The sequence below is a fragment of the Flavobacterium sp. GSA192 genome, from assembly GCF_006386525.1.
Classification (GTDB): Bacteria; Bacteroidota; Bacteroidia; order Flavobacteriales; family Flavobacteriaceae; genus Flavobacterium; species Flavobacterium commune.
The window spans coordinates 462,680-487,793 of the sequence record NZ_VAHC01000002.1 but is presented as its reverse complement, the minus strand read 5'-3'; the positions used below and the strand labels follow the sequence as shown (position 1 = coordinate 487,793).

Below are 25,114 nucleotides of genomic sequence, written 5' to 3'. Positions count from 1 at the left end.
ATTGGAATTTCTACAAATTATCACTCGCAAACCATTCTGCAAACGAAGATTCTGTTTCCTGCAATTTTAAGGAGAAAAGCGTAATTCTTTCAGGCAATCTTCTGATTATTCTTTCTGCAAAATCAACTACCATATTTTCACTGGTAGGCTGGTAATCCACTAAAATTACGTGATGTCCACGGTTTTTTAATTCCTGAGCCAACTCTACGTGAGGAGTTGTTTCGTTAAAAACAGTCGCATGATCAAACTGATCTACAATTTCTTCTTTGACGATTTTTTTTAAATCCGAAAAATCGATTACCATTCCGAATTTCACATCATTACGGTTTGTAATTGGTTTTCCAATAACCGTTACAGACAATTTATAACTATGACCATGTACGTTTTTACACTTTCCGTCGTAGCCGTATAAGGCATGACCTGTTTCGAAACTAAATTGTTTTGTAATTCTGATATTACTCATCGTGGATTTATTTTGAGTGCAAATTTAAGGAATTGATATGAGAAATGACTTGCCTTCTATGAACTTATGCAGATTGCAAAATATAAGCTTTTGACTTTTTAAACCATTTAGAAATTAAGAATCATTTAGAAATACATCTTCTATGAACTTATACTATTACAAAAACTGATCTTTTAATTAAGAATAAAACTTAAATGACTTATATGGTAAATCAATTATTTACGTTTAAATTGTTCCAAAGCATTTCTAGTAAAATCAGACATAACCAATTTTCCCGTAATTGCGGCTCTTCCCAACAAAAGTGATTCCCAATTTTCAGTTCCTTCCCAAATCACTTTCTTCATTTCCAATAAAGCATCAGGATTATAGGAAGCTAATTTGAAAGCAAAATCGACAATAGCATTATCTAATAATTCTGGAGTTTCAAAAACGGCAGCATACAATCCTTTTTCTTGTGCCCAAGCTGCCGATTTCCATTCGTGAGCGGCTAAAGTCATTTCGGTCATCGCTGTTTTCCCTATTTTTCTACTCACGGCTGGTTCAATCACAAAAGGACCAATTCCAATGGCTAATTCCGATAATTTAATCGAAGCATTTGCTGTTGCAAAAACATAATCGCAGGCTGCTGCAATGCCCACTCCTCCTCCAACTGCTTTTCCATGAATACGTCCGATAATCAGTTTAGAACAACAACGCATCGCATTAATTAAATGAGCAAATCCGGAAAAAAACTCCAATCCTTCTTCGGGATTTGAAACAGCCAAAAGCTCATCAAAAGAAGCACCTGCACAAAAAGCAGCCGTTCCCTGACTCTTTAAAACAATTACATTAACAGTATCATTATCACTTAATTTATTGATTTCGGAAGTCAACAAGTCTAATAACGAACGAGGAAAAGAATTACTTGCCGGATGTCCAAACTCGACCGTAGCAATATTATTCTCAATAGTGGTATTTAATGAACCATTAGAATTTTGCATATCCATTGAATAGTTTTTAGGTAAAGTTAAAAATATTCGACAGAAAGAATACTTTTTTCAAAAGTTGTTTTTTTAATCCTATAAAATGCTATATTTGCGACTCTATTGGGGGATTAGCTCATTTGGCTAGAGCGCTACGCTGGCAGCGTAGAGGCGACCGGTTCGAATCCGGTATTCTCCACAAAATCATAAACTCAAGTCCAAAAGGCTTGAGTTTTTTTTATCCTAAACCTATGTTTTACATCTATATTTTATATTCTGAAACATTAGACAAATATTACGTTGGTCCTTGTCAGGATATACAAGCACGTCTTCAAGACCATTTAAACAGCAGAAGTAAATACACAAAACAAACAAAAGATTGGGTTTTAAAATATTCCGAAAATTTCCAATCAAGAGCTGAAGCAGTTCGGCGAGAATTAGAAATCAAGAAAAAGAAAAGCAGAAAACATATTGAATATCTCATATTGAGCAACTCAATTACCTAGAGCGTCCCGAAAGCATTCGGGAAGGCGACCGGTTCTCCCGAAATTTCGGGACGGTATTCTCCACAAACAAAAACCGTCTCGTTTTTTTAGAACGAGACGGTTTTTTTACTTTCTGAAAAATTCAAAAATCGCTATTTAATTTCAATAACACTAATAGCATATCCTCCGCCTGGAGCAGAAAACTGAGACAACTTAGACTTACTATTTACTTTTATTTTTCGAATATTATAAGCCTGTGGATTAGTTTTATAATGCGCATCTTTTGCGTCAGCATAAATAGTAGCTTCATATTTTTTTCCTTTTTCAAGGAAATCGAATGTAATATTTGAAACACGAGCTGTTTCGCCGTTTACATTTCCAATGAACCAATTGTTAGTTCCTTTGGCTTTTCTGGCAACACTAATATATTCACCCGGTTCAGCTTCTAAATATTTACTGTCACTCCAGTCTATTGCTACATCCTTAATAAACTGAAAAGCATCTGCAAAGCGCATATAATTTTCTGGTAAGTCGGCTGCCATTTGTAGCGGACTATACATAGTTACATACAATGCCAGTTGATTAGCCAACGTACTGTTTAAGTGCGAAGTATTGCCTGGATTTAATTTACTAATATCCATTTCAAAAATACCCGGAGTATAATCCATTGGTCCACCAATCAAACGAGTGAATGGCAAAATGGTAACATGATTTGGTTTAGACCCACCAAAAGCCTGGTATTCGGTTCCTCTTGCCGATTCGTTTCCAATTAAATTTGGGTAGGTTCTACAAATTCCTGTTGGTCGGATTGCTTCGTGCGCATTGACCATAATTTTGTAATCGGCTGCTTTTTCAATAGCATATTGATAATGGTTTACAGTCCATTGATTGTAGTGATTTTCACCACGCGGAAGAATTGGCCCTACATAACCACTTTTTACAGCATCATAGCCATTGTCTTTCATAAACTGATACGCTTTATCCATGTGACGCTCATAATTGCGGGTAGAACCTGAAGTCTCATGGTGCATAATCATTTTCACGCCTTTAGATTTTGCATAATCACGAATCCCTTTTACATCAAAATCCGGATAAGGAGTTACAAAATCAAAAACATAATCTTTAAATTGACCAAACCAATCTTCCCAACCTTCATTCCAGCCTTCTACTAAAACTGCATCAAATCCATGAGTAGCTGCAAAATCAATGTATTTTTTCACATTAGCAGTATTGGCTCCGTGTTTGCCATTTGGTTTGGATTTAGCATAATTAGTTACTCCTAATTGTACTGTTGAAAAATCATCAGTATAAGCCCAAGAACTTTTTCCGGTAATCATTTCCCACCAAACACCAACATATTTAACCGGTTTTATCCAAGAAGTATCTTCAATTTTACAGGGATCATTCAAATTCAAAGTCATTTTTGAAGACAAAATTTCGGTAGCATTATCACTAACCATAATTGTTCTCCATGGCGAATGATCCGGTGCCTGCATGTAACCTTTGTCTCCATTAGCATCAGGTGTTAACCAGGATTCAAAAATCATGTTTTTATCATCCAGATTCAGGTGCATACAGGAATAATTAATCAAGGCAGCTTCGTGTAGATTAATATACAATCCATCGGCTGTTTTCATCATCAAAGACGTTTGTACTCCGGTAGGCGAAAATGTTTTTTGAGATACATTTTCGGTAGTTGCTTTTGTTGTTAAGCCTCTAATTTCGGATAATTTTGAAGTGGTATAATCGTATTCCTGAGTATCATAATCTCCCGGTAACCAAAAAGCAGTATGATTTCCTGCCATAGCAAATTGGGAGCGCTCTTCTTTGATTACAAAATAAGTCAGATTCTTTTGCGCAGGAAATTCATAACGAAATCCAAGTCCGTCATCAAACAAACGAAAACGTATAATCAATTGTCTTTCGCTCACTTTTTGATTTAAGGTTACCACTAATTCGTTATAATGATTACGAATAGAAGCTACTTCGCCCCACACTGGTTTCCAAACTTCATCAAACGTACTGGTCTTTGTATCTGAAATTGTAAAATCGTTCAATAATGATTTAGCATCATTTTTTAGTTCTAATCCTAATTTACTTGGTTTTACAACAACTTTTCCTTTGTAATTTAAACTGTAAACAGGCGTACCATCACTTTGCAGGGAAAACTCCATTTGGAATTTTTGATCAGGTGATTTTAACTGCTGCGCAAAAGTGGTATGAACTAATGCAAAACAGCACAGCGTTAATAAATAGAATTTCTTCATTTGGTTATATTAATAGATTAATAATTTGCTTAAAAAAGCATTCGATAACCAAATTTATATTGATTTTATCCGACTAATTTTTATTGATAAAAAATGGTAGTCAAAAACAATACAAAAACACAATAACTTACTGATTTACAAGAAATTACATAGTTTTAAAAGAATCAAAAAAGTAGTAAATCTGTAGTTTAAAAATCAACTTTTATAGTCAAAAAATGAAGATAAACCTAAGTAAAAAAAGTAAATTACTTATTTGTTGATTCTATACGCATCACATTTGCCTCAAATTCATCACGAGGTCCTAAAGCCTTATTTCTTAATTTAGTTCTATAATTATAAATAGTTGATAATGAGTAACGTAAAAACTCCGCTATTTTCACACTGTCTGAAATTCCTAAACGAATCAATGCAAAAATTCGCAACTCGGTATTCATCAATTCGCCTTGTTTTAGCTTAATATCTTCATTGTCAACTAGCAATTTATTAAAATCTTCAATAAAGTTAGGAAAAAGTAACAGGAAAGTTTTATCAAAGTTGTGATAAAAATCTTTTAGTTCTTCCTCAATAAATTCTTTTGATTTGATCACTTTTACCAATTCGGCGGTTTTTCCACTGCTGACAATGACATTTAATTTTCGTCGGTATTCGTCTAATTTGCTAATGTAAACCGAACATTGATCCATATAGCGACCGATGTAAATTTCTTTAACCAAATTAGCTTCTTTCAGCGTATTATTGGTTTCATTCAACTTTTCGTTAAAAAGATGCAATTCATTATTAAGTGCAACTAACTGAGCATTTGTCGAACTAATTTCCTGTTTGGCTTTGGATAATTTTTTCATTTGTTTGAACAACAAAAACAAAACAACCATCAGAAATAACGACAAAATACTGGCACTCACCAAAAACGTAATCAATTGTTTGCGATTAGTATCATTTTGTTTTTGATAAGCATCATTAATGATGGGCATCATCTTCGAAATTTCGTAGGTTCTTAAACGTGCATTACAAAAAAGCGCATCGTCCAGTGAACGTTTGATATATTTATAAGCACGATCAATATCACCTTCTTTGTACATCATAAACGCTAACGAACGAAGAGAAATGTATTCTTTTTTCTCTAATTGCAAATCGGATATTGCCGAAAGAATCAACCATTTTTTTTCCTGTTGCAAGTCTTTTTTTCGAAAATAAGTTTGCGAAATGATATAAGCCACAACCGCTTTATCAGTATTATTATCATCCATTTTAGAGAAATAATTTTCTAATAAGCGAATTGTTTCATCGTATTTTCCTTTTTCAAAAAGTTTATTAGCCTGAGTAATAAAATAGGAATTTGAACCCACAGCATCGGACTGAAAGGTCGAATCGCGGTACTTCATCGTCAACAAATCGTATTTCTCTTTCTCCTGATTTGAAGCAGCATATTCGGCCATATTAAGGTAAATAGAGCTATTCACACCATAATACAAACTCTTAATTTCGGGAGTGGACTTAATGTCAAAACGGTACAATATATCAGTAGCTTCTTTGTACATCCCCAAGGTTCCCATGATAGAAGCCAGATTTATCTTTGCCGTATTTATCTTAGTTAAATCTTTTAAAGTATTGGCAACCGCCAGACTTTTTCTGGCATAGTTTAAGGCTGAATCCGATTGATAAAACTTAAACTCAGTAAACAACTTTTCATAAATTTCATATTTATGAACCTCTGTAGAAGTCAGTTTCAACAGACTGCGCAGTTTATTAATTTCGGCTTCTTTTTTATCATGATATAATTCACTTTTGTCTATAACAGCATCTAACTCTTTTAATAATGAGTCTATTCCAGCTTGAGAAAAAAGAAATAATGGAAAAAAAATAACAAGGATTGAAGTCCAAAATTTAAACATTGCAGTGATTTTAGTTTTATGTTAAATTAAAACTAATTTATTAAATATTCCTTATTTTAATGCTTTTTTTAAGTCAAAAAAAATAGTATTTATAAAAAAGCCAATCTATATTATCTAAAAATATAAGACACACTAATAGAACCATAAAAATAACCGATGTTTCTGTAGAATTTTAGTTCTTTCCCTCTGTAAACAAAAGCATAGGAAAGATTCAAATTCTTTCGGCGATACCTTAAACCTGTTTCGGCATTAAAACGAAAAGGAATAATATCAAAAGTAACCGGACTGTTATCATTAAAAAGACTTCCCTGAATGGTGGCATCATAAAATTGATAATTAACTGTAGGCAAAACATAGAAATACAATTCGTTATCTAATAAACTATTAGCTTTATTTAGTGAAGCTCCGTAAAAATTGGAATCCGAAAAAGGAACTAATTTTTTTATCCCGATTCTGCCAACAAATCCGGTTGAAAGTGATGTAAATATGGTTCCTAACTTCGCTTCCGATTGCCATCTAAAATCGATTGTTTTACTCTTCAGAGCATTAAAAATTGGCTTAGAAAACATAAAATAAGTTTGTATTCCCAGCGTATTTTTAATTTGATAATCCCATTCTTCAAAAGCGGTATAATCAAATAATTTATGTGTTTCTGATTGAATTTTGTCAGCAAAAGAATTTGGTCCTACGTACCCCAGTTGAATGTGTTTTTTAAACACAGACTGATTGGCATAAAAATTAGTACTGGCAAATTCCCCAAAAAGATAACCCGCAAAAGGCCTGTCAAACATTTGCTCTTCATCTTTATAAATAAACCGGGGGCTGTACATATACTGTCCTATCCTTATTTCATTGATTTTTTTTAAAAGTTGAGGCTTTTCCTTTTTAGACAAATACCGATAAAAAATTTCTAAACCATTGGTATAATACTGATCGTTTTTAGAAGAAGTATATAAATCATTATCGGTAACAACACCTATTTCAACCGCAGTATGCTGCCCCGATACCACCACCGAAAACAGAAAGAACATATTGAAAAAAAGTACTGTTATTAGTCGCATCTAATATTCAATTTTTCCAACGGTACGCATCACACGCATAATTTTATCTTTTCTTCGATTGATATAAGAAGACGAACTGGTTGCAGTATATTTTCTGGGATTTGGCAGGATGGCAGCAATTCCGGCTGCCTGTTTTCGCGTTAAATTGGCAGCATCTTTTCGATACCAATGTTCTGCGGCGGCCTGAGCTCCATAAACGCCATTACCCATTTCTATACTATTAAGATACACTTCCATAATGCGTTCTTTTCCCCAAATCAACTCAATCAAAACCGTAAAATACGCCTCTAAACCTTTCCTGATATAGCTTCGGCCCTGCCACAGAAATACATTTTTGGCCGTTTGCTGTGAAATAGTACTTCCGCCTTTTATTCTTCGACCTCTTTCGTTGTTTTTATAAGCTTTTTGCATGGCTCTAAAATCAAAACCATTATGTGTTAAAAACAAACCGTCTTCGCTGGCAATAACTGCTTTTTGTAAATTGACTGAAATATTCTCTAAAGGTTCCCAGTCATGACTAAAATAAACCGGTTTACCAGCCACTTTATTTTCTATTGCGCGGATAACCATCAAGGGAGTAAATGGCACCGGAACAAATTTAAAAAAGACAACAGAAAACAAAGAAAGTCCAATAAACCATAGAATTATTTTGAACAAAAACACTCTCAATCGAGCCATAAAACCTTGAGATTGTTTTTTTACGGGTCTTTTACCTGAGGAATTAGAAGTGATTTTTGTTGCCATTTATCTGTACTCTTAATGCTATTTTCTTTAAAAGATTTTAAAACCCTAACACTCAAAATCGATTAGAATTTTATAAAAAGTAAAATTACTTTTTTTAGCTAATCATCCAATAGATTTGTCTTTATTTCTAATTCATTTTAAATTAAGTTAAAAAAAATCTGTTGCCATTAAATTAAACTATTTTTATACTCCCAAAACAATAGTAGCTCAAAAACAATGACACAACATAGAATGACAGCCCATTTGCTATGGCAATTAGGAAGAATAACAGCGCTTGGATTTTGTAAAGACAAACAAAATATTGTTTACAAAGTCAGCACCCCTTCGGTTGAAGAAAACAAACAAAACACAAAACATTATTATATTCCAATAGAAGGCGGAAATCCAAGCGAAATTGAAGACCCAAATACTATTTTAACCAATAAAAATCTATCACCCGATGGCAAATACCTGCTTTCCCATCAAGAAGTAAAACTTCAAAATATTTTGGGAAAAGATTATTATCCCGAACTGGAAAAAGCCGAAGTACAAATCTATGATTCTTTAAATTACCGCCATTGGGATACTTGGAACGAAGGCAAATTCAATCATGTTTTTTATAAAGAAAATAAAGAAGATGCTACGCAAATTGACATCATGAAAGACGAACTTTTTGATTGTCCACAAAAACCTTTTGGTGATGATGAAGATTACATTTGGTCGCCCGACAGTAAAAGCATTCTTTATGTATCAAAGAAAAAAACAGGCACCGAATATGCTATTTCTACCAATAGTAACATTTTTCAATACGAACTAGCAACAGCAACAACTACTAATCTCACCGAAGAAAATTTAGGTTATGATGTTGCTCCGCAATTTTCAAAATCAGGAATTTTGGCTTGGTTACAAATGCATCGCGATGGTTACGAAGCCGATAAAAATGACATTATAATTCTTTTTCAAGGAATAAAAACCAACCTCACTGCACACTGGGACGGAACTGTGGATAGTTTTATTTGGAGCGAAGACAGTCAAAAAATTTACTTTATTGCCCCAATTGATGGCACCAAACAATTATTTGAAATTCATTTGCCCGAACTTACGAAGATGCTGCCTCAAATAAATCAAATTACCGATGGATACTTTGACATTACTAAACTTATTGGTCTAAACAACAATAAAATTCTCGTTTCCAGAGAAGACACCAACCATGCAGCAGAAATTTTCTCTTATGATTTAATGGAGAAAAATTGGCAACAATTAACCAATATCAACACAGAAATTTATCAGTCTTTAGCTTTAAGCAAAACCGAAAAAAGATACGTAACTACCACCGACGGAAAGAAAATGTTGGTTTGGGTAATTTTCCCGCCTGATTTCGATGCTTCTAAAAAATACCCCACCTTACTTTATTGCCAGGGTGGTCCGCAATCTGCCTTGAGCCAATTTTATTCATTCAGATGGAATTTTCAATTAATGGCGGCCAATGATTATATTATTGTAGCGCCTAACCGCCGTGGAATGCCGGGTCACGGAGTAGAATGGAACGAACAAATCAGTAAAGACTGGGGCGGTCAGGTTATGAACGATTATCTTTCGGCTATTGATGATATTTCCAAAGAATCTTATGTTCATCCTAACCGATTGGGTTGTATTGGAGCGAGTTACGGCGGTTATTCTGCTTTTTATTTGGCTGGAATACATCAAAATCGTTTCAAAACTTTCATTGCTCACGATGGCGTTTTTAATACCCAAAGTATGTTTGGAACTACTGAAGAAGTATTCTTTAACAACTGGGATTTTGGCGGAGCTTACTGGGAAAAAGACAATGCTGTTGCTCAAAAAGCCTACAACGAATTCAATCCGATTAATTTTGTAGAAAAGTGGAATAAGCCTATCTTGATTATTCAGGGAGGAAAAGATTTCCGAGTTCCTATTGGTCAGGCTCAGGAAGCCTTTCAGGCAGCACAATTACGCGGGATTAAAAGTCGTTTTCTCTATTTTCCTGACGAAAACCACTGGGTTCTCAATCCGCAAAATGCACAGGTTTGGCAAAGAGAATTCTTTAAATGGCTGAAAGAAACTTTATAAAACCAGAAATTCAGAATTAAAAATGAGCAACAAAAACAGTAATATTCCTGTAAAAGTATTTATCAGTTACATTCTACTTGTGGCACTTGTAACCAGTGTGGGCTGGATTTTGTATTCTGAAAACAGGGATTATTCAAAAATTGAAAACAAAATTGCTTTCGAAAAAAACAAGGTGCTAAAAATAAGCCAACTCTTTTCGAATGTATATAAAACGGAGAATTTAGCCCGAAAAACCATTCAATCTAATTCAGAAACCGACTATAAAAACTACATTCAGGAAACCGATTCTTTGCAAAAGAGAATTGGCTCCTTAAAAAAAACACTTTCGAGTGACTATCAAATCAAATTATTAGATAGTGTAATGATTTTGCTTACCGAAAAAACGCAAAATATTAAACAACTCAAAACCATAAAAAACAAAACTTCTGATGAGGCTTCGGTTAACGAAGCCATCGAAGAACTAACCCAATTGGAATTTTCGCTTAGCAAATTAAAACTGGAAGATTTCACCAAAAACCCCGAAAACCTTAGCAGCTACCATCGCAAAGTTTTACAAAACTACGTTGACTATCTCAATCAGAATATTCCTGATGACACCAGCAATACATTGACAAAAAAAGAAACCGATTCAATTTTAGCCGCTTCTAAACGATTGCTTAGTAAAGTAAAAATAGAAACCGAAAAGAAAAAAGAATCCTTAAATATCCAGGAAAGCAAGTTACTTACTAATGAACTTTTAATTTCAGATCAACTTAGAAAAGTACTACGAATTATCGAGCAGGAAATCCTGACTTCATCAATAAAAAACAACACCGAAAAAGAAAAATCACTAAAAAAAATCAATCAGATTGTAACTTATGCCGCTATTTTAGGTTTATTGCTCACTGTCTTTTTCTCGGTACTAATTGCCAATGATTTTTCGAAAACACAGCTGTATAAAAAACAACTGGAAATAGCCAATTTTAAAACGCAAAACCTGTTAAAAAACCGGGAGCAACTTATCTCTACGGTTAGCCATGATCTTAAAACGCCATTGAGCACCATAACAGGTTATGCCGAATTATTAGGAAATTCGACCTTGACAAGCAAACAAAATTATTACACTAATAATATCAAAAACTCTTCAGAGTACATTTCGAGATTAGTCCAGGATTTATTAGACTTTTCGCAAATTGAAGCCGGAAAAATCAACTTAGAAAAAAATCCGTTTTCCTTAGCCGAAACCATCAACGAAGTAGCTAAAAATATACAGTCTGTTTACCCACAAAAAAATATCGATTTACAAATTTCTATAGACGAAAAATTCCAAAATCCTATCATTGGTGACGTTTTTCGATTGAAACAAGTATTAATAAATATCATTGGAAATGCTTATAAATTCACCGAGGAAGGCTACATAAAAATAAACGCCACTCTGAATTCTGATGAAAACAAAGCTTTGATAAGCATCGAAGATTCGGGAATTGGGATTGAAAAAGAAAGTCAGGATTTGGTTTTTGAAGAATTTGCTCAGGCCAATGAAAATATCGAAAAAAAATATGGCGGAACAGGTTTAGGATTAGCCATTTCTAAGAAAATCATTGCGCTGTTAGGCGGTGAGTTGTACCTGAAAAACAGTTCTAAAAAAGGAAGTTGTTTCGAAATAAGTTTAGCCATCTGCTTTGACAAAGAAGCAAAAATTGAACAAAACAATCCATCAATTTACATTCCAACTTTGCAAAACAAAAAAATTGTGGTGGTTGATGACGATGTTAATTTACTACAATTAACCTCGGAAGTTTTAAAAGAATATTATCAGCTAATTTCTTTTTCGAATGCTGAAGAAGCATTAGGATTTATGACTTCAGAACATTTTGATGTATTGATAACCGATATTCAAATGCCCGAAAAAGATGGTTTTGAATTGGTTAAGGAATTGCAAAAAAGAACTATTTACAATAACCAACCTCTGATTGCCGTAACCGGAAGAACCGATTTGAGTGAGGATATTTACACCAAAGCCGGATTTGTCACAGTACTTAAAAAACCGTTTACACCTAATATACTGTTACAAACTATTGATGCGGTTTTCAAAAAAAATATTTTCCCTTTGCAAGATTCTAAAACTAAAAATTCTGAAAATCAATTTACTTTGGATTCCTTAAAGTTGTTTTTAAAAAACGATGAAGAAGCGATACAAACAGTTCTTGAATCTTTTATGAACACTACAAATTCGAATCTTATTTTACTCGAAAATGCTATTCAGGCAGTGGAACACCAAAAAATAAAAGAACTTGCTCACAAAATGGCTCCGATGTTCAAACAAATTGAAGCTACCGAAATTGCTGCAATTTTAGATTTACTTGAAACCCATGAATTTTCCAAAACAGAATTGGCTACTCGTTTCACGGATTTAAAATTCAAAATCAACGAATTATTTACAGCACTTGAAAAGCAGAGTTAATTTATATCATACAACTTGAGTTTATTGTACAAGGTTTTACGGGTAATTTGCAACAATTTTGCCGCTTCTGATTTATTGTTTTTGGTTTTAACCAAGGCATTTTCGATAGCCTCTTTTTCGTTTTCAGACAAAGAAAACTGTGCTGTTTTAGTTTTATTTTGATGAAAAAATTCAGCAGGCAAAACCGCGCTTTCAATAAAATCGCCTTGGGTAAGCAAAGTTGCACGCTTGACACAATTTTGCAATTCTCTTAAATTACCTGGCCAATCGTAGTTTTGAAAAATAGTAACAACTTCTTTAGAAAAACCAATCACTCCTTTATGTAGTTGCGCATTGGCTTTTTCAAGAAAAAATTCGGCAAACAAAATCAAATCTTCTTCCCGCTCTGTAAGTGACGGCGAATGAATCGAGAATTCATTAATTCGATGATACAAATCTTCTCTAAAATCACCATTTTTGACTGCTTCACGCAAATCTTCATTGGTTGCTGTTATAATCCGAATATCAACTTCTATTTCCTTGTTACTCCCAACCGCTTTTATTTTACGCTCCTGCAAAGCACGCAGCAGTTGAATTTGATTTTCATAAGACAAATTCCCTATTTCATCCAGAAAAATAGTTCCTCCATTAGCGGCTTCAAAATAACCTATTTTATCCGAAATGGCACCTGTAAACGATCCTTTTAAATGCCCAAAAAATTCGCTGGCAGCCAACTCTTTTGGAATAGCACCACAATCAACCGCGATAAAATTATTGTTTTTTCGATGACTTTGTTGGTGGATACTTTGTGCAATTATTTCTTTTCCGGTTCCGCTTTCGCCAATAATTAATACCGACATATCGGTTGGACTCACGAGTTGGATGTGTTCGGATAATTTTTTGGAAGCAGCAGAAATTCCCTGAACATATTCGGTTGTAGTAGCTGGTTTAGCTCTTTTAACAGTTTGTTTTTTAGCTGTATCCGCAATTGTTTTTGAGACTAAAGCATTCGTAATAACCGCTAAAACTTCATCAGGATTGAAGGGTTTCGAAATATAATCGGAAGCTCCGTTTTTTATGGCTTTTACGGCCGTGCTCACTTCTGAATAACCAGTCATTAAAACCACAGGAATAGTTGGAAAAGCTGATTTGAATTCTGCTAATAATTCAATCCCATCAGCATCAGGAAGACGCAAATCTGTTAAAATCAAATTGAATGTTTCGTTTTGAATTGCTAAACGAGCTTCGGTTGCTGAAAAAGCAATGTTAACCACATAATTATTTTTGATTAGAAATTTTTCTAACAATTTGCAAAACGAAATATCATCTTCAATAATTAAAATCTTCAACATTAGACAGCCACTTTTTATGCTAAATTAAGGCTAATATTATTGTATTTTCATAAAATTATGCAAAAAAGAAGGCTGTCCTTTCGAACAACCTTCTTAGAAAAACAATAAGCTAATTCGCATGCTTATTTTTTCAACCAGTTTCCATCAACATCTGTAAAAACAGTAGCCGATTGGTCTTTAACTGTGATTTCTAGTTTGTATTCTTTTTTCTCGTTTACATAAGCCTTTGCCAAAACAGCATCCGGATAGGATTTTTTCAAAGCTTCGGTTACGGCAGTAGGCAAATCTTCTGTTTTAACTTCAGTAAACTCTTGTGTTGCGGAAGCTGTTTGCTCTGCCGGAGTTGCATTTTGAGCCTGATCCTGAGCGTTCATTGTGGTTAAACTTCCTAATAGAATTGCGGCTGATAAGATTATTTTTTTCATAATGTGTATCTTTTAAAATGTTATTTTTTTAGAATCTGTCGAATGAAATCTTAGCTATTTTTAATCCATTTTCCGGTTTCGTCTGCGTATAAAGCTCCTTCTTTCTCACCCACTTTTACCTCAAGTTGGTATTCTTTTTTCTCGTTAACCGAAGCTTTCTTCAATATCGCTTCAGGAAACGCTTTCTTCAAAGCCTCAGTTACTGCTGCCGGAACTTCTTCTAATTTAATTTCAGTATAAGTAGTTGTTGCTTGTGCTACCTGCTCTGTTGCAGTTGCTTCTGCTGCCGGAGTTGCATTTTCTGCCTGATCCTGAGCATTCATTGTTGTTAAACTTCCTAATACGATTGCGGCTGATAAAATTAATTTTTTCATAATGTGTATAATTTAAAGTGTTATTAATGTTTTACACTTTGGACAATGAAATTATTATACCATTATTTTTTTTCGACACACAAAAACACATAAAACACTAACAAACAACAAAATACACACTTACAACTCTTTCAAAACTTTGTACAATAGTGTGTAAATTGTACCTAAAGTGTATCTTTTTTACACAGTTAAGGGCATAAAAAAAGCCGCCACAAAATATCGTGACGGCTTGATTCTATAATAGAAAGAACTTTATTCCGGTTCATTCATTTTAAATGTATCCATAAAGGCAGTGGTATAATCACCCGCAATGTAACGAGGATCATCCATTAATTGCCTATGGAAAGGTATTGTTGTTTTGATTCCTTCAATTACGAATTCGTCTAAGGCTCTTCTCATTTTACTGATTGCTTCTTCACGAGATTGTGCAGTAGTAATCAATTTAGCAATCATCGAATCATAATTTGGTGGAATTGTATAACCAGAATATACGTGAGTATCTAAACGCACTCCGTGTCCACCCGGCATGTGTAATGTAGTAATTTTTCCTGGCGAAGGTCTAAAATCATTGTATGGATCTTCGGCATTGATACGACATTCGATAGCGTGTAACTGCGGTAAATAGTTTTTACCCGAAATTGAAATTCCGGCAGCTACCATAATTTGCTCACGAATTAAATCGTAATCAATTACTTGCTCCGTAATAGGATGTTCCACCTGAATACGTGTATTCATTTCCATGAAATAGAAATTACGGTGTTTATCTACCAAAAATTCCACAGTTCCGGCACCTTCATATTTAATATATTCGGCTGCTTTTACTGCTGCTTCACCCATTCTCTGACGCAATTCGTCAGTCATGAATGGCGAAGGAGTTTCTTCAGTTAATTTTTGGTGACGTCTTTGTACAGAACAATCTCTTTCAGAAAGGTGACAAGCTTTTCCATAAGCATCTCCAACAACCTGAATTTCGATATGACGTGGTTCTTCAATCAATTTCTCCATGTACATTCCGTCATTTCCAAAAGCAGCTGCTGCTTCCTGACGAGCACTTTCCCAGGCTTTATGAAGATCTTCTTCTTTCCAGATAGCACGCATTCCTTTTCCACCACCACCGGCAGTAGCTTTCATCATCACAGGGTAGCCTATTTCTTTAGCTACTTTTTGTGCTTGTTCGAAAGATTCTAAAATTCCTTCAGAACCAGGCACACAAGGAACACCAGCCTCAATCATAGTAGATTTTGCAGAAGCTTTATCTCCCATTCTGTCAATCATTTCAGGCGCAGCTCCAATGAACTTGATACCGTGCTCCTGACAAATTTTTGAAAATTTAGAATTTTCAGAAAGGAATCCATATCCCGGATGAATTGCGTCAGCATTAGTAATTTCGGCTGCAGCAATAATATTTGACATTTTCAAATAAGAAAGGTTACTGGGAGCAGGCCCTATACAAACCGCTTCATCAGCAAACTTAACATGCAAACTTTCGGCATCGGCAGTAGAATAAACCGCTACTGTTTTAATGCCCATCTCTTTACATGTTCTAATTACACGAAGTGCAATTTCCCCTCTATTTGCAACTAATATTTTTTTAAACATCTTTTAAAAGTTAGAAGTTAGAAGTTAGAAGTCCCGATAGCTATCGGGAGAAGTCAGGAATGCAATTAATTTGAATCTAAATATTAATTCAGTGTTCAAAACTGCAATCTAAAATCTGTAATCTAAAATCTTAAATTTATGATGGATCTACTAAGAATAATGGTTGATCAAATTCAACTGGTGACATATCATCAACTAATATTTTAACGATTTTTCCAGAAACTTCAGATTCGATTTCGTTAAATAATTTCATTGCCTCAACCACACAAAGTACATCTCCTTTAGCGATAGAAGTTCCTACTTCAACAAACATTGGTTTGTCCGGAGAAGGTTTTCTATAAAAAGTACCAATCATTGGCGACTTAATAGTGATGTATTTAGAATCATCAGTAGCTGGTGCAGCAGCAACCGGAACAGCAGCGGCAGGCGCAGCAGGAGTTGCTACAATTTGTTGTACTGGAGCCTGAGCTGGCAATTGTTGTACATAAGTTGGCTCAGGAGTACTTGTTTCTAATGTTGTTCTAATGGTAATTTTAACATCATCCATTTCTAACTTTACCTCAGCAACACCAGAATTAGATACAAATTTGATTAGGTTCTGAATTTCTTTTAAATCCATAATATTTGTGATTTTAGTTTAAATTTATTGTTTGTTGTATGCCCATTTCAGATAGATAGAACCCCAAGTGAATCCTCCTCCAAAAGCAGCAAAAATAATAGTATCTCCTTTTTTAAACAAATGTTCGAAATCATTTAAAACCAAAGGCAAGGTTGCCGATGTTGTATTTCCATATCTTTCGATATTCATCAATACCTTAGATTCCTCTAAATTCATTCGGCTTGCAGTAGCATCAATGATGCGTTTATTAGCCTGATGTGGTACTAAAAAGTTAACATCCTCATTAGTAAGATTGTTTCTTTTCAGGATTTGTTCACTTGCATCAGCCATATTGGTTACAGCATATTTGAATACTGTTTTACCATCTTGTCTAATACTGTGTCTTTTCTCTTCTATAGTTTGAATCGTTGTTGGATGAAGTGATCCTCCAGCGTCAATTTTCAGGAAATCACGTCCTACACCATCACTTCTTAAATATTCATCCTGTAATCCTAAACCTTCGTGATTAGGTTCGAATAATACTGCTCCAGCACCATCACCAAAAATAATACAGGTTGTTCTATCAGTATAATCAACGATTGAAGACATTTTATCAGCACCAATTAACAATACTTTTTTATATCTTCCTGATTGTATGTAAGCTGCAGCTGTGGACATTCCGTATAAAAAACTGGAACAAGCTGCCTGTAAATCATAAGCAAAAGCATTTGTAGCCCCAATTTGAGTAGCCACATAAGCTCCGGTTGCCGAAACCTGCATATCGGGCGTGGCAGTTGCCATTAAAACTAAATCAATTTCTAAAGGGTCGATATTGGCTTTAGCAATTAAATCTTCAGCTGCTTTTATGGCCATATAAGAAGTTCCTTTATCAGCATCCTTTAAGATTCTTCTTTCTTTTATTCCTGTACGCGAAGTAATCCACTCGTCGTTTGTATCAACCATTGTTTCAAGAACCTGGTTTGAAAGTACAAAATCAGGAACATAAGCTCCAACAGCAGTAATTGCGGCCGTAATTTTATTCATTTTATTCGGATATTTTTCCTTCCGTTTTTACACAAAAGAAAACGTTTAAAAAGGGGTTAAAAATACAAAAAAAATCTAAACCCTTTATCTTTAAAAACCTCTTATTTAACGAAAATCTTAAACAACAAAAAACTCTCACAATGTGTGAGAGTTCTCGTGTTATCTATAAAAACGTATTATGCAAAAGTAGCTTCTGACTTATCAATAACCACTTGTCCTCTGTAGTACATTTTTCCTTCATGCCAGTAAGCTCTGTGGTATAAGTGAGCTTCTCCTGTAATAGGACAAGTAGCGATTTGTGCTACAGTAGCTTTATAATGTGTTCTTCTCTTGTCTCTTCTTGTTTTCGAGGTTTTTCTTTTAGGATGTGCCATTTTACTATATTATTTATCCGTTAATAGTTGCTTTAATTTGTCCCAACGCGGGTCTATATTCTCTTCTTTATTCTCTTTTTCACTTACTTCTTTTACCTGTAATTCATTCAGTTTATCCAAAACTTCCGTTTTTAAACTACCGTCTTTAACACCTGGATGAACTCGTTTTAAAGGCACAGAAAGCGCAATCATTTCATAGATATACTGTGCTATATCTATTTCAAATTCACCAAAAGGCAAAATCAACAACTCTTCATTATCATTATTAAACACTTCCCCAAAACGAACGATTAACTTCATTTTACCTTTAATTGGCAAATCAAAATCCTCACCCGTTAAGTCGCAAGGCACATTTACTGTTCCTTTGTGCTTAAAATTCAACTCAAGCATATTGCTTTTCTTCTCTAAAACTACAGCTACTTTGATATCCGAATTTTGAAATTCGTCATACTCAAAGTTCTCAAAGAACGCATTACTTATTTGATACTCAAAATGATGTTTCCCTAGCTTTAAGCCTACGAAAGGAATTAAAAATTCTTTTGTCCTATTCATTTCAACAAAATTTTGCCCAATTCCGAAGCTTCGGAACGGGAGTGCAAAGATATAAAATTATTATAAATCCAATAACCTTATCAATCTTTTTTTATCTACATTTATTTTTCCTTAACTTTTAGCGGCTTTTCAGTCATTTCTTCATACTGAATCCTTGAACGATAGACATCTAAAGCTAAATATACCGCTTCTTTAAATGAATTAAAATCCGCTATTCCTTTACCCGCAATATCATAAGCTGTTCCGTGATCCGGAGAAGTCCTCACCTTACTCAAACCGGCTGTAAAATTAACTCCTTTTCCAAAAGACAAAGTCTTAAACGGCACCAATCCCTGGTCGTGATAAGTCGCAATAACAGCATCAAATTTTTCGTAATGACCACTTCCAAAAAAACCATCCGCAGCAAAAGGACCAAAAACCATCGTTCCTTTGTCGAACATTTTTTTTAAAACCGGCTTTATCAACTCCTCATCTTCCTTCCCAATTACACCACCATCACCACAGTGTGGATTCAAACCTAAAACAGCAATCTTTGGATTACCAATACTAAAATCACGTATTAAAGACTGTTTTACTGTTTCAATTTTCTTCACAATCAAATCTTCAGTCAGTCGCGATGCCACTTCGTTTATAGGTACGTGATCCGTCAATAAGCCTACCCTTAAATTATCCTGCACCATAAACATCAAAGCATCACCTTCTAGTTCCTGATCCAAATAATCCGTATGACCCGGAAATTTAAAATCTTCCGATTGTATGTTGTATTTATTTATTGGTGCAGTTACCAAAACATCTACCAATCCTTCTTTCAATGCTTTTGTAGCAGCAACAAAAGATTTAATAGCATATTCTCCAACCTTATCATCATTTACTCCCAAATTCAAATCAACCCCTTCTTTCCAAACATTCAACACATTGATTTTACCAGGAACAAGTTGGTCTAGCTTATCAATTCCATGCAAAACAACTGTAGATTCCAGATTTCTTTTTATAAAAGACAAAATCTTTACATTAGCAAAAACCACAGGCGTACATAGTTCTAACATTCGAGCATCTTCAAATGTCTTTAGAACCACCTCGCTTCCAATACCATTCAAATCTCCAATCGAAATTCCTACGATAATATTTTCTGCTTTTTTAATCATATCCACAAGTATTTATTGCTAATTTTGAAGTGCAAATTTAGTAAAATAAAACAAGAATGTTTACAGGAATCATAGAAACCCTTGGAACCATCCAGGAAATAAAAAAAGACAAAGACAATATCCACGTAACGATTGACTCTTCAATTACAAACGAACTCAAAATTGATCAAAGCGTAGCCCATAACGGAATTTGCCTAACCGTAGTAGCCATAAAAGAAAACAGCTACACTGTAACCGCAATTGACGAAACTATAAAAAAAACAAACTTAGGAGAATGGCAAAAAGGAGATTTAGTCAATCTGGAAAGAGCAATGAAACTAGGCGATCGCCTGGATGGACATATCGTTCAAGGTCATGTTGACCAAACCGGGACTTGCATTTCCATACAGGAAACTAACGGAAGCTGGCTTTATACCTTTGAATACGATGACAAACTAAACAATCTAACCATCGAAAAAGGCTCTATCACTGTTAACGGAGTAAGCCTAACTGTTGTAAACTCTAAGAAAAACCAATTCAGCGTAGCCATCATCCCTTACACTCACGAGCATACCAATTTTAAAAATTTTACAGTGGACTCAAAAATTAATTTAGAGTTTGATGTTATTGGGAAATACGTTTCCAAACTACACGGAAACAAACCATAAAAAGAAACGCTCGGTTAAACCGAGCGTTTCTTTTTTACAGTAAAAACACATATTTTATAAAATCCGAATAACAAGCCTAAAGCCAACAAGCCCAACAAACCTTTATCTATTGGCAATCCAGGAGGCGAGGGAGGACACACAGGACACGGAGGCTCCTCCCCTCCCTGTGCAACAGCCGCAACACTCACATAGAAGCAGGCAATTAAAAAAATATATTTATTTAACATTTCTCTCATAGAATAGAAAAAAAATGTTTAGAAATTCCAAGCATATTCAACCAAATACATTAGACTCAATCTACATAAACTAAACATTGAAAGCAAAGATATAGCATTTGAATTGATTTACTACAAAATAAAAAGCCTTTAAAACGTTAATTTTAAAGGCTTTTTATCGATTATTAATCAACTTACATCGATTGACTTTTGTTAAATATCGTAACATTCTATTGAATTAAAAGAATTTAAACCCAAATTAAAAAAATCAGCCCCTCATTCCGTCCCCTAAAATTAAAAAAGCCTCGTAAAGTATTAATTTACAAGGCTTTTTAAACTTAAAATGTGGTCCCACCTGGGCTCGAACCAGGGACCACCTGATTATGAGTCAGGTGCTCTAACCAGCTGAGCTATAGGACCGGTTAAGAGTTTGCAATATTACTATTATTTTTTGGTTGCTCCAAATATTTTTGACTTAGTTTTTTAGGCAATCACTAATATAAAAAATCCATTAATACAAAAGTACTGATTATTAGAATCATACTTTGATTATAAAATCTAAATGCTTTGACACAATTCCACCAAAACCCCATTGGTACTTTTTGGATGCAAAAAAACTACCCATTTATTATCAGCACCCTTTTTAGGGATTTCATTCAAAACAACAAAACCTTCACTCTTTAACCTTTCAACTTCTTCCTGAATGTTCTCAACCTCAAAAGCAATATGATGAATTCCTTCTCCTTTTTTTTCTAAAAATTTTGCTATCGGACTCTCTGGATTTGTTGCTGCTAAAAGTTCAATTTTATTGGCATCTGTTTTAAAAAAAGAAGTCAAAACCCCTTCGCTTTCTACTTCTTCTAGCTTATAAGGCGAAACTCCTAATAGTTTTTCAAACAAAGCATTCGAAACATCAATATCTTTTACTGCAATTCCTACATGATCTATTTTTTTCATAAAATCCCAAATTTTAAACAACAAAAACTCCAAAATCAATTTTAAAGATACTTATTATACAACTCAACTCCCTTAATAATTCTATAAAAAGTTTTAATTCCAGTAATTATAATTGTTATTTTGTACTTCTAAATTCTAAATTACATGTTGAAAGACAAACTAAAATACATTTCGATACTATTAATCCTGATTATAGCAAGCTGCGCCAAAAGAGGAAGCATTACCGGCGGATTAAAAGATACCATTGCTCCAACTTTAAGAACAAGTTTCCCAGAAAATTTCAGCACTAATTTTAACGATAAACAAATCAAATTAGAGTTTGACGAAATTGTAATCCTTAAAGGCTTGAGCAAACAATTAGTGATTTCGCCACCCATGAAATACGAACCTCTAATTATTCCTACCACTGCCAGCAAATACATTACTATAAAAATAAAGGACACCCTTAAACCCAACACTACCTACAGCTTTAACTTTGGACAAAGTATAACCGACAACAACGAAGGAAATCCGCTCAACCAGTTCAAATATGTTTTTTCTACAGGAAGCTACATCGATTCTTTAGCTCTTAACGGAAAAGTAAAATATGCTTTCGAAAAAGAAGCAGAACCCTTTGTTTCAGTTATGCTTTATGAAGTAAATGACAACTTCAACGATTCGATAATTTACAAAGAAAGCCCAAGATACATTACCAACACCTTAGACAGTTTAAAAACATTCTCTCTGGAGAATTTAAAAGAAGGAAAATACTTTTTAGTCGCCTTAAAAGACCTAAACAAAAACAATAAATTTGACCCAAAAACAGAAAAAATAGGATTCATAAAAGACTTTATAACTATTCCAAACGACACTGTTTTTGAACTAGAATTATTTCAGGAAAAAATCCCTTTTAAAGCATTCAAACCTACACAAGAAACAGCAAACAGATTACTGATGGGCTACGAAGGCGACCTTTCTAAAACCAAAACAAAACCCCAAATTAGCCTAAAAAACAACAACGAAATACTCCCAAGCATTGTTACTAAAATGCCAAAAAAAGATTCGCTCCAAATATGGTTTAAACCCATCAAAACCGATTCTTTAAAAGTAGCTATTAGTCATAATCAATACGAGAAAGATTTTAGTCTTAAAATCAGAAGTCCCAAAAAAGACAGCTTAAGCATCAACGCCATAAGCCCAACGAGTTTTAAAGATATTTTTGCTCTTGAATCATCGACTCCCTTAGTTAAATTTGACGAAACAAAAATCAACTTGATTGATGGTGATTCTACCGCTATAAAATTCACCAAAACCTATGATGAATTCAACCAAAAATTATATTTAGACTTCAAAAAAGAACCTGCTAAAAAATACAATTTTAGCATTTTACCAGGCGCATTAACTGATTTTTACGAGCAAACAAACGATACTTTAAACTATCAAATAAGCACCAAAGAGCTTGAACAATATGGTAATTTGAAAGTAAAACTCGAAAATGTAAAATCATTTCCCGTCATTATCGAATTATTAAAATCTACCGGTGAAGTTGTTAGCAGCGAATATATCGAAAAGTCAGGCACAATTGATTTCAATCTGCTGGATCCTGCCAAATTTAGCCTACGCGCTATTTACGACACAAATAAAAACCAACAATACGATCCCGGTAACTATTTAGAGAAAAAATATGCCGAAGAAGTGGTTTATCTTTCCGGAGAAATTGATGTAAGAAGCAATTGGGATGTAGAACAAACTTTTGATTTAAGTATCCCCTACACACCTCCTCCTCCAATCAAAAAAGAGGACTTAAAAAAGAAGAAAAAACAATATTAAAACAACTTAAACGAATCCCGATCATTCAAAAAACCCAATTTTTGTCGGGTTACAATCATTTTTTGTTTGTCTAATTCGGCTATAAAAACATTTTCTTCCTCCGTTGGAGCCACTATATAATCACCCAGACAATCCAGCAACTGAGAATGTCCGGAATAATGATGCTCGTTATTATCAATACCAATTCTATTGACACCAATAGTATAACTCATATTTTCTATGGCACGGGCTTTAAGAAGCGCATCCCAGGCATTTACTCTTTTTTCCGGCCAACTTGCCACATATAAAAGCAAATCATAATTTTCTACATTTCGGGAAAACACTGGAAAACGCAAATCATAACACACCATCGGACAGATTTTCCAGCCCAGATAATTCACAATTAATTTTTGGTTGCCTGCCGTATAAACTTTATCCTCACCAGCCAGCGTAAACAAATGCTTTTTATCATAAAACTGTATTTCACCTGAAGGAAACACAAACAGCATTCGGTTATAAAAATCACCCGATTCTTGAATAACCACGCTTCCTGTAATAGCCGTTTTTTTGGCTTTCGCCAAAGATTGCATCCATAACACCGTTTCTCCCTGCATTGTTTCAGCAACAACGCCAGGATTCATTGTAAAGCCTGTAGAAAACATTTCAGGAAGCACAATCAAATCAACAGACTCTTTTATTCCATTGATTTTTTCTTCGAAAGAATCTCGGTTAGCTTTAGGATTTTCCCAAACTAAATCTGACTGGATTAAGGCTATTTTCATAACAAAAAAGTTGTTTCACAAAGATACACAAAGTTTGTCCCAACAAAAAAAGCGCATTCAAATCAATGAATGCGCTTTTATAAAATATATTGAAAAAATATTATCCTTTCAAACTTGCTGACATGTACTCTCTATTCATACGAGCAATATTTTCTAGAGAAATTCCTTTTGGACATTCTACTTCACAAGCTCCAGTGTTAGTACAGTTACCAAAACCTTCCTCGTCCATTTGGCTTACCATGTTCAATACACGATCAACCGCTTCTACCTGACCTTGTGGCAATAGCGCAAATTGAGAAACTTTAGCAGCAACGAATAACATAGCCGATGAGTTTTTACAAGTAGCTACACAAGCTCCACATCCAATACAAGTTGCAGCATCAAAAGCAGCATCAGCATCTTTTTTATTTACCGGAATTGTATTTGCATCGATAGTGTTTCCTGAAGTATTTACCGAGATAAATCCTCCTGCGTGTTGAATTCTGTCAAAAGAACTTCTGTCAACAACTAAATCTTTAACTACAGGGAAAGCAGCTGCACGAAATGGCTCAATAGTGATAGTATCACCATCTTTAAACATACGCATGTGCAATTGACAAGTTGTAACTCCTCTGTCCGGTCCGTGAGCTTCACCATTGATGAATAAAGAACACATTCCGCAGATTCCTTCGCGACAGTCGTGGTCAAAAGCTACTGGCTCTTCACCAGCATTGATTTGTTGTTCGTTGAATACGTCAAGCATTTCAAGAAATGACATATCAGGTTCAATTCCGTCGATTTTATAATCGACCATTTTCCCTTTATCTTGGGCGTTTTTTTGACGCCATATTTTTAATGTAAGTTTCATTTTGTCTAAGTATTAAGTATTAAGAAACAAGTATCAAGACTTTCTCAGA

Annotated in this window: 23 protein-coding genes and 2 tRNA genes; 6 read left to right on the top strand and 19 right to left on the bottom strand. The window is 34.3% G+C overall.

Annotation, left to right across the window (positions count from 1 at the left end):
• Nucleotides 1-10 precede the first annotated feature (10 nt).
• Together FDM27_RS06115 and FDM27_RS06110 are read right to left on the bottom strand one after the other, a co-directional pair.
• The gene (locus tag FDM27_RS06115; protein WP_071184587.1) at nucleotides 11-463 is read right to left on the bottom strand and encodes a 6-pyruvoyl trahydropterin synthase family protein; all 453 of its coding nucleotides are present in this window, start codon (nucleotides 461-463) and stop codon (nucleotides 11-13) included.
• A 215-nt stretch (nucleotides 464-678) separates the two neighbouring features.
• Nucleotides 679-1,449: an enoyl-CoA hydratase/isomerase family protein gene (locus FDM27_RS06110; protein ID WP_140485606.1), complete on the bottom strand. Its 771-nt coding sequence runs from the start codon at nucleotides 1,447-1,449 to the stop codon at nucleotides 679-681.
• A 101-nt stretch (nucleotides 1,450-1,550) separates the two neighbouring features.
• On the opposite strand from FDM27_RS06110, the gene FDM27_RS06105 reads away from it, so the two are divergent.
• Both FDM27_RS06105 and FDM27_RS06100 read left to right on the top strand, forming a co-directional pair.
• Nucleotides 1,551-1,624, top strand: a tRNA-Ala gene (locus FDM27_RS06105).
• Nucleotides 1,625-1,676: 52 nt separating this feature from the next.
• Nucleotides 1,677-1,931 (top strand): GIY-YIG nuclease family protein, encoded by a 255-nt coding sequence (locus tag FDM27_RS06100; RefSeq protein WP_140485605.1) that lies wholly within the window; start codon nucleotides 1,677-1,679, stop codon nucleotides 1,929-1,931.
• Nucleotides 1,932-2,062: 131 nt separating this feature from the next.
• Here the strand turns inward: FDM27_RS06100 and FDM27_RS06095 are convergent, their stop codons facing one another.
• The 4 genes from FDM27_RS06095 to mtgA all read right to left on the bottom strand — a co-directional run bounded on the left by FDM27_RS06095 (nucleotide 2,063) and on the right by mtgA (nucleotide 7,874).
• Nucleotides 2,063-4,177, bottom strand: a complete 2,115-nt coding sequence (locus FDM27_RS06095; RefSeq protein WP_140485604.1) for a glycoside hydrolase family 97 protein — start codon at nucleotides 4,175-4,177, stop codon at nucleotides 2,063-2,065.
• A gap of 245 nt (nucleotides 4,178-4,422) precedes the next feature.
• Nucleotides 4,423-6,069 (bottom strand): DUF6377 domain-containing protein, encoded by a 1,647-nt coding sequence (locus FDM27_RS06090; RefSeq protein ID WP_140485603.1) that lies wholly within the window; start codon nucleotides 6,067-6,069, stop codon nucleotides 4,423-4,425.
• A 110-nt stretch (nucleotides 6,070-6,179) separates the two neighbouring features.
• The gene (locus FDM27_RS06085; RefSeq protein WP_181161640.1) at nucleotides 6,180-7,130 is read right to left on the bottom strand and encodes a lipid A deacylase LpxR family protein; all 951 of its coding nucleotides are present in this window, start codon (nucleotides 7,128-7,130) and stop codon (nucleotides 6,180-6,182) included.
• A complete protein-coding gene (gene mtgA / locus FDM27_RS06080) occupies nucleotides 7,131-7,874 on the bottom strand; it encodes a monofunctional biosynthetic peptidoglycan transglycosylase (protein WP_071184581.1) in 744 nt (247 codons plus the stop codon).
• A 216-nt stretch (nucleotides 7,875-8,090) separates the two neighbouring features.
• Between mtgA and FDM27_RS06075 the strand changes: the two genes are divergently transcribed.
• Both FDM27_RS06075 and FDM27_RS06070 read left to right on the top strand, forming a co-directional pair.
• A complete protein-coding gene (locus FDM27_RS06075) occupies nucleotides 8,091-9,944 on the top strand; it encodes a prolyl oligopeptidase family serine peptidase (RefSeq protein WP_140485602.1) in 1,854 nt (617 codons plus the stop codon).
• Nucleotides 9,945-9,966: 22 nt separating this feature from the next.
• Nucleotides 9,967-12,387, top strand: coding sequence for a hybrid sensor histidine kinase/response regulator (locus FDM27_RS06070; RefSeq protein ID WP_140485601.1), 2,421 nt, complete (start codon nucleotides 9,967-9,969; stop codon nucleotides 12,385-12,387).
• On the opposite strand, the gene FDM27_RS06065 is transcribed toward FDM27_RS06070, so the two are convergent.
• The 9 genes from FDM27_RS06065 to pdxA all read right to left on the bottom strand — a co-directional run bounded on the left by FDM27_RS06065 (nucleotide 12,384) and on the right by pdxA (nucleotide 19,829).
• Complete coding sequence (locus tag FDM27_RS06065; protein WP_140485600.1) at nucleotides 12,384-13,718, bottom strand: sigma-54-dependent transcriptional regulator; 1,335 nt, start codon at nucleotides 13,716-13,718, stop codon at nucleotides 12,384-12,386. The genes FDM27_RS06070 and FDM27_RS06065 overlap by 4 nt on opposite strands.
• A 122-nt stretch (nucleotides 13,719-13,840) precedes the next feature.
• Entirely contained in the window at nucleotides 13,841-14,143 is a 303-nt protein-coding gene (locus FDM27_RS06060) for a hypothetical protein (protein ID WP_140485599.1), read from the bottom strand.
• A gap of 50 nt (nucleotides 14,144-14,193) precedes the next feature.
• On the bottom strand, nucleotides 14,194-14,517 hold the full coding sequence (locus FDM27_RS06055; RefSeq protein ID WP_140485598.1) for a hypothetical protein: 324 nt from the start codon (nucleotides 14,515-14,517) through the stop codon (nucleotides 14,194-14,196).
• Nucleotides 14,518-14,769: 252 nt separating this feature from the next.
• Nucleotides 14,770-16,116, bottom strand: a complete 1,347-nt coding sequence (gene accC, locus FDM27_RS06050; protein ID WP_140485597.1) for an acetyl-CoA carboxylase biotin carboxylase subunit — start codon at nucleotides 16,114-16,116, stop codon at nucleotides 14,770-14,772.
• A gap of 136 nt (nucleotides 16,117-16,252) precedes the next feature.
• Complete coding sequence (gene accB, locus FDM27_RS06045; protein ID WP_140485596.1) at nucleotides 16,253-16,735, bottom strand: acetyl-CoA carboxylase biotin carboxyl carrier protein; 483 nt, start codon at nucleotides 16,733-16,735, stop codon at nucleotides 16,253-16,255.
• Nucleotides 16,736-16,759: 24 nt separating this feature from the next.
• Nucleotides 16,760-17,758 carry a beta-ketoacyl-ACP synthase III gene (locus FDM27_RS06040; protein ID WP_140485595.1) on the bottom strand — a complete coding sequence of 333 codons (999 nt, stop codon included), beginning with the start codon at nucleotides 17,756-17,758 and terminating at the stop codon, nucleotides 16,760-16,762.
• 176 nt (nucleotides 17,759-17,934) lie between these two features.
• A complete protein-coding gene (rpmF, locus tag FDM27_RS06035; protein WP_035659528.1) occupies nucleotides 17,935-18,132 on the bottom strand; it encodes a 50S ribosomal protein L32 in 198 nt (65 codons plus the stop codon).
• 9 nt (nucleotides 18,133-18,141) lie between these two features.
• On the bottom strand, nucleotides 18,142-18,684 hold the full coding sequence (locus FDM27_RS06030; RefSeq protein WP_140485594.1) for a YceD family protein: 543 nt from the start codon (nucleotides 18,682-18,684) through the stop codon (nucleotides 18,142-18,144).
• A gap of 101 nt (nucleotides 18,685-18,785) precedes the next feature.
• Nucleotides 18,786-19,829, bottom strand: coding sequence for a 4-hydroxythreonine-4-phosphate dehydrogenase PdxA (gene pdxA / locus FDM27_RS06025; protein ID WP_140485593.1), 1,044 nt, complete (start codon nucleotides 19,827-19,829; stop codon nucleotides 18,786-18,788).
• A gap of 56 nt (nucleotides 19,830-19,885) precedes the next feature.
• On the opposite strand from pdxA, the gene FDM27_RS06020 reads away from it, so the two are divergent.
• The gene (locus FDM27_RS06020; protein ID WP_071184571.1) at nucleotides 19,886-20,476 is read left to right on the top strand and encodes a riboflavin synthase; all 591 of its coding nucleotides are present in this window, start codon (nucleotides 19,886-19,888) and stop codon (nucleotides 20,474-20,476) included.
• Nucleotides 20,477-21,037: 561 nt separating this feature from the next.
• On the opposite strand, the gene FDM27_RS06015 is transcribed toward FDM27_RS06020, so the two are convergent.
• Both FDM27_RS06015 and mce read right to left on the bottom strand, forming a co-directional pair.
• Nucleotides 21,038-21,111, bottom strand: a tRNA-Ile gene (locus FDM27_RS06015).
• A 138-nt stretch (nucleotides 21,112-21,249) separates the two neighbouring features.
• A complete protein-coding gene (mce, locus tag FDM27_RS06010) occupies nucleotides 21,250-21,648 on the bottom strand; it encodes a methylmalonyl-CoA epimerase (protein WP_140485592.1) in 399 nt (132 codons plus the stop codon).
• A gap of 144 nt (nucleotides 21,649-21,792) precedes the next feature.
• Here mce and FDM27_RS06005 point away from each other — a divergent pair, with 144 nt between their 5' ends.
• Nucleotides 21,793-23,457 carry an Ig-like domain-containing protein gene (locus tag FDM27_RS06005; RefSeq protein ID WP_140485591.1) on the top strand — a complete coding sequence of 555 codons (1,665 nt, stop codon included), beginning with the start codon at nucleotides 21,793-21,795 and terminating at the stop codon, nucleotides 23,455-23,457.
• Here the strand turns inward: FDM27_RS06005 and FDM27_RS06000 are convergent.
• Nucleotides 23,454-24,218, bottom strand: a complete 765-nt coding sequence (locus tag FDM27_RS06000) for an amidohydrolase (RefSeq protein WP_140485590.1) — start codon at nucleotides 24,216-24,218, stop codon at nucleotides 23,454-23,456. The genes FDM27_RS06005 and FDM27_RS06000 overlap by 4 nt on opposite strands.
• A 100-nt stretch (nucleotides 24,219-24,318) precedes the next feature.
• Nucleotides 24,319-25,065: a succinate dehydrogenase/fumarate reductase iron-sulfur subunit gene (locus FDM27_RS05995; RefSeq protein WP_140485589.1), complete on the bottom strand. Its 747-nt coding sequence runs from the start codon at nucleotides 25,063-25,065 to the stop codon at nucleotides 24,319-24,321.
• Nucleotides 25,066-25,114 lie beyond the last annotated feature (49 nt).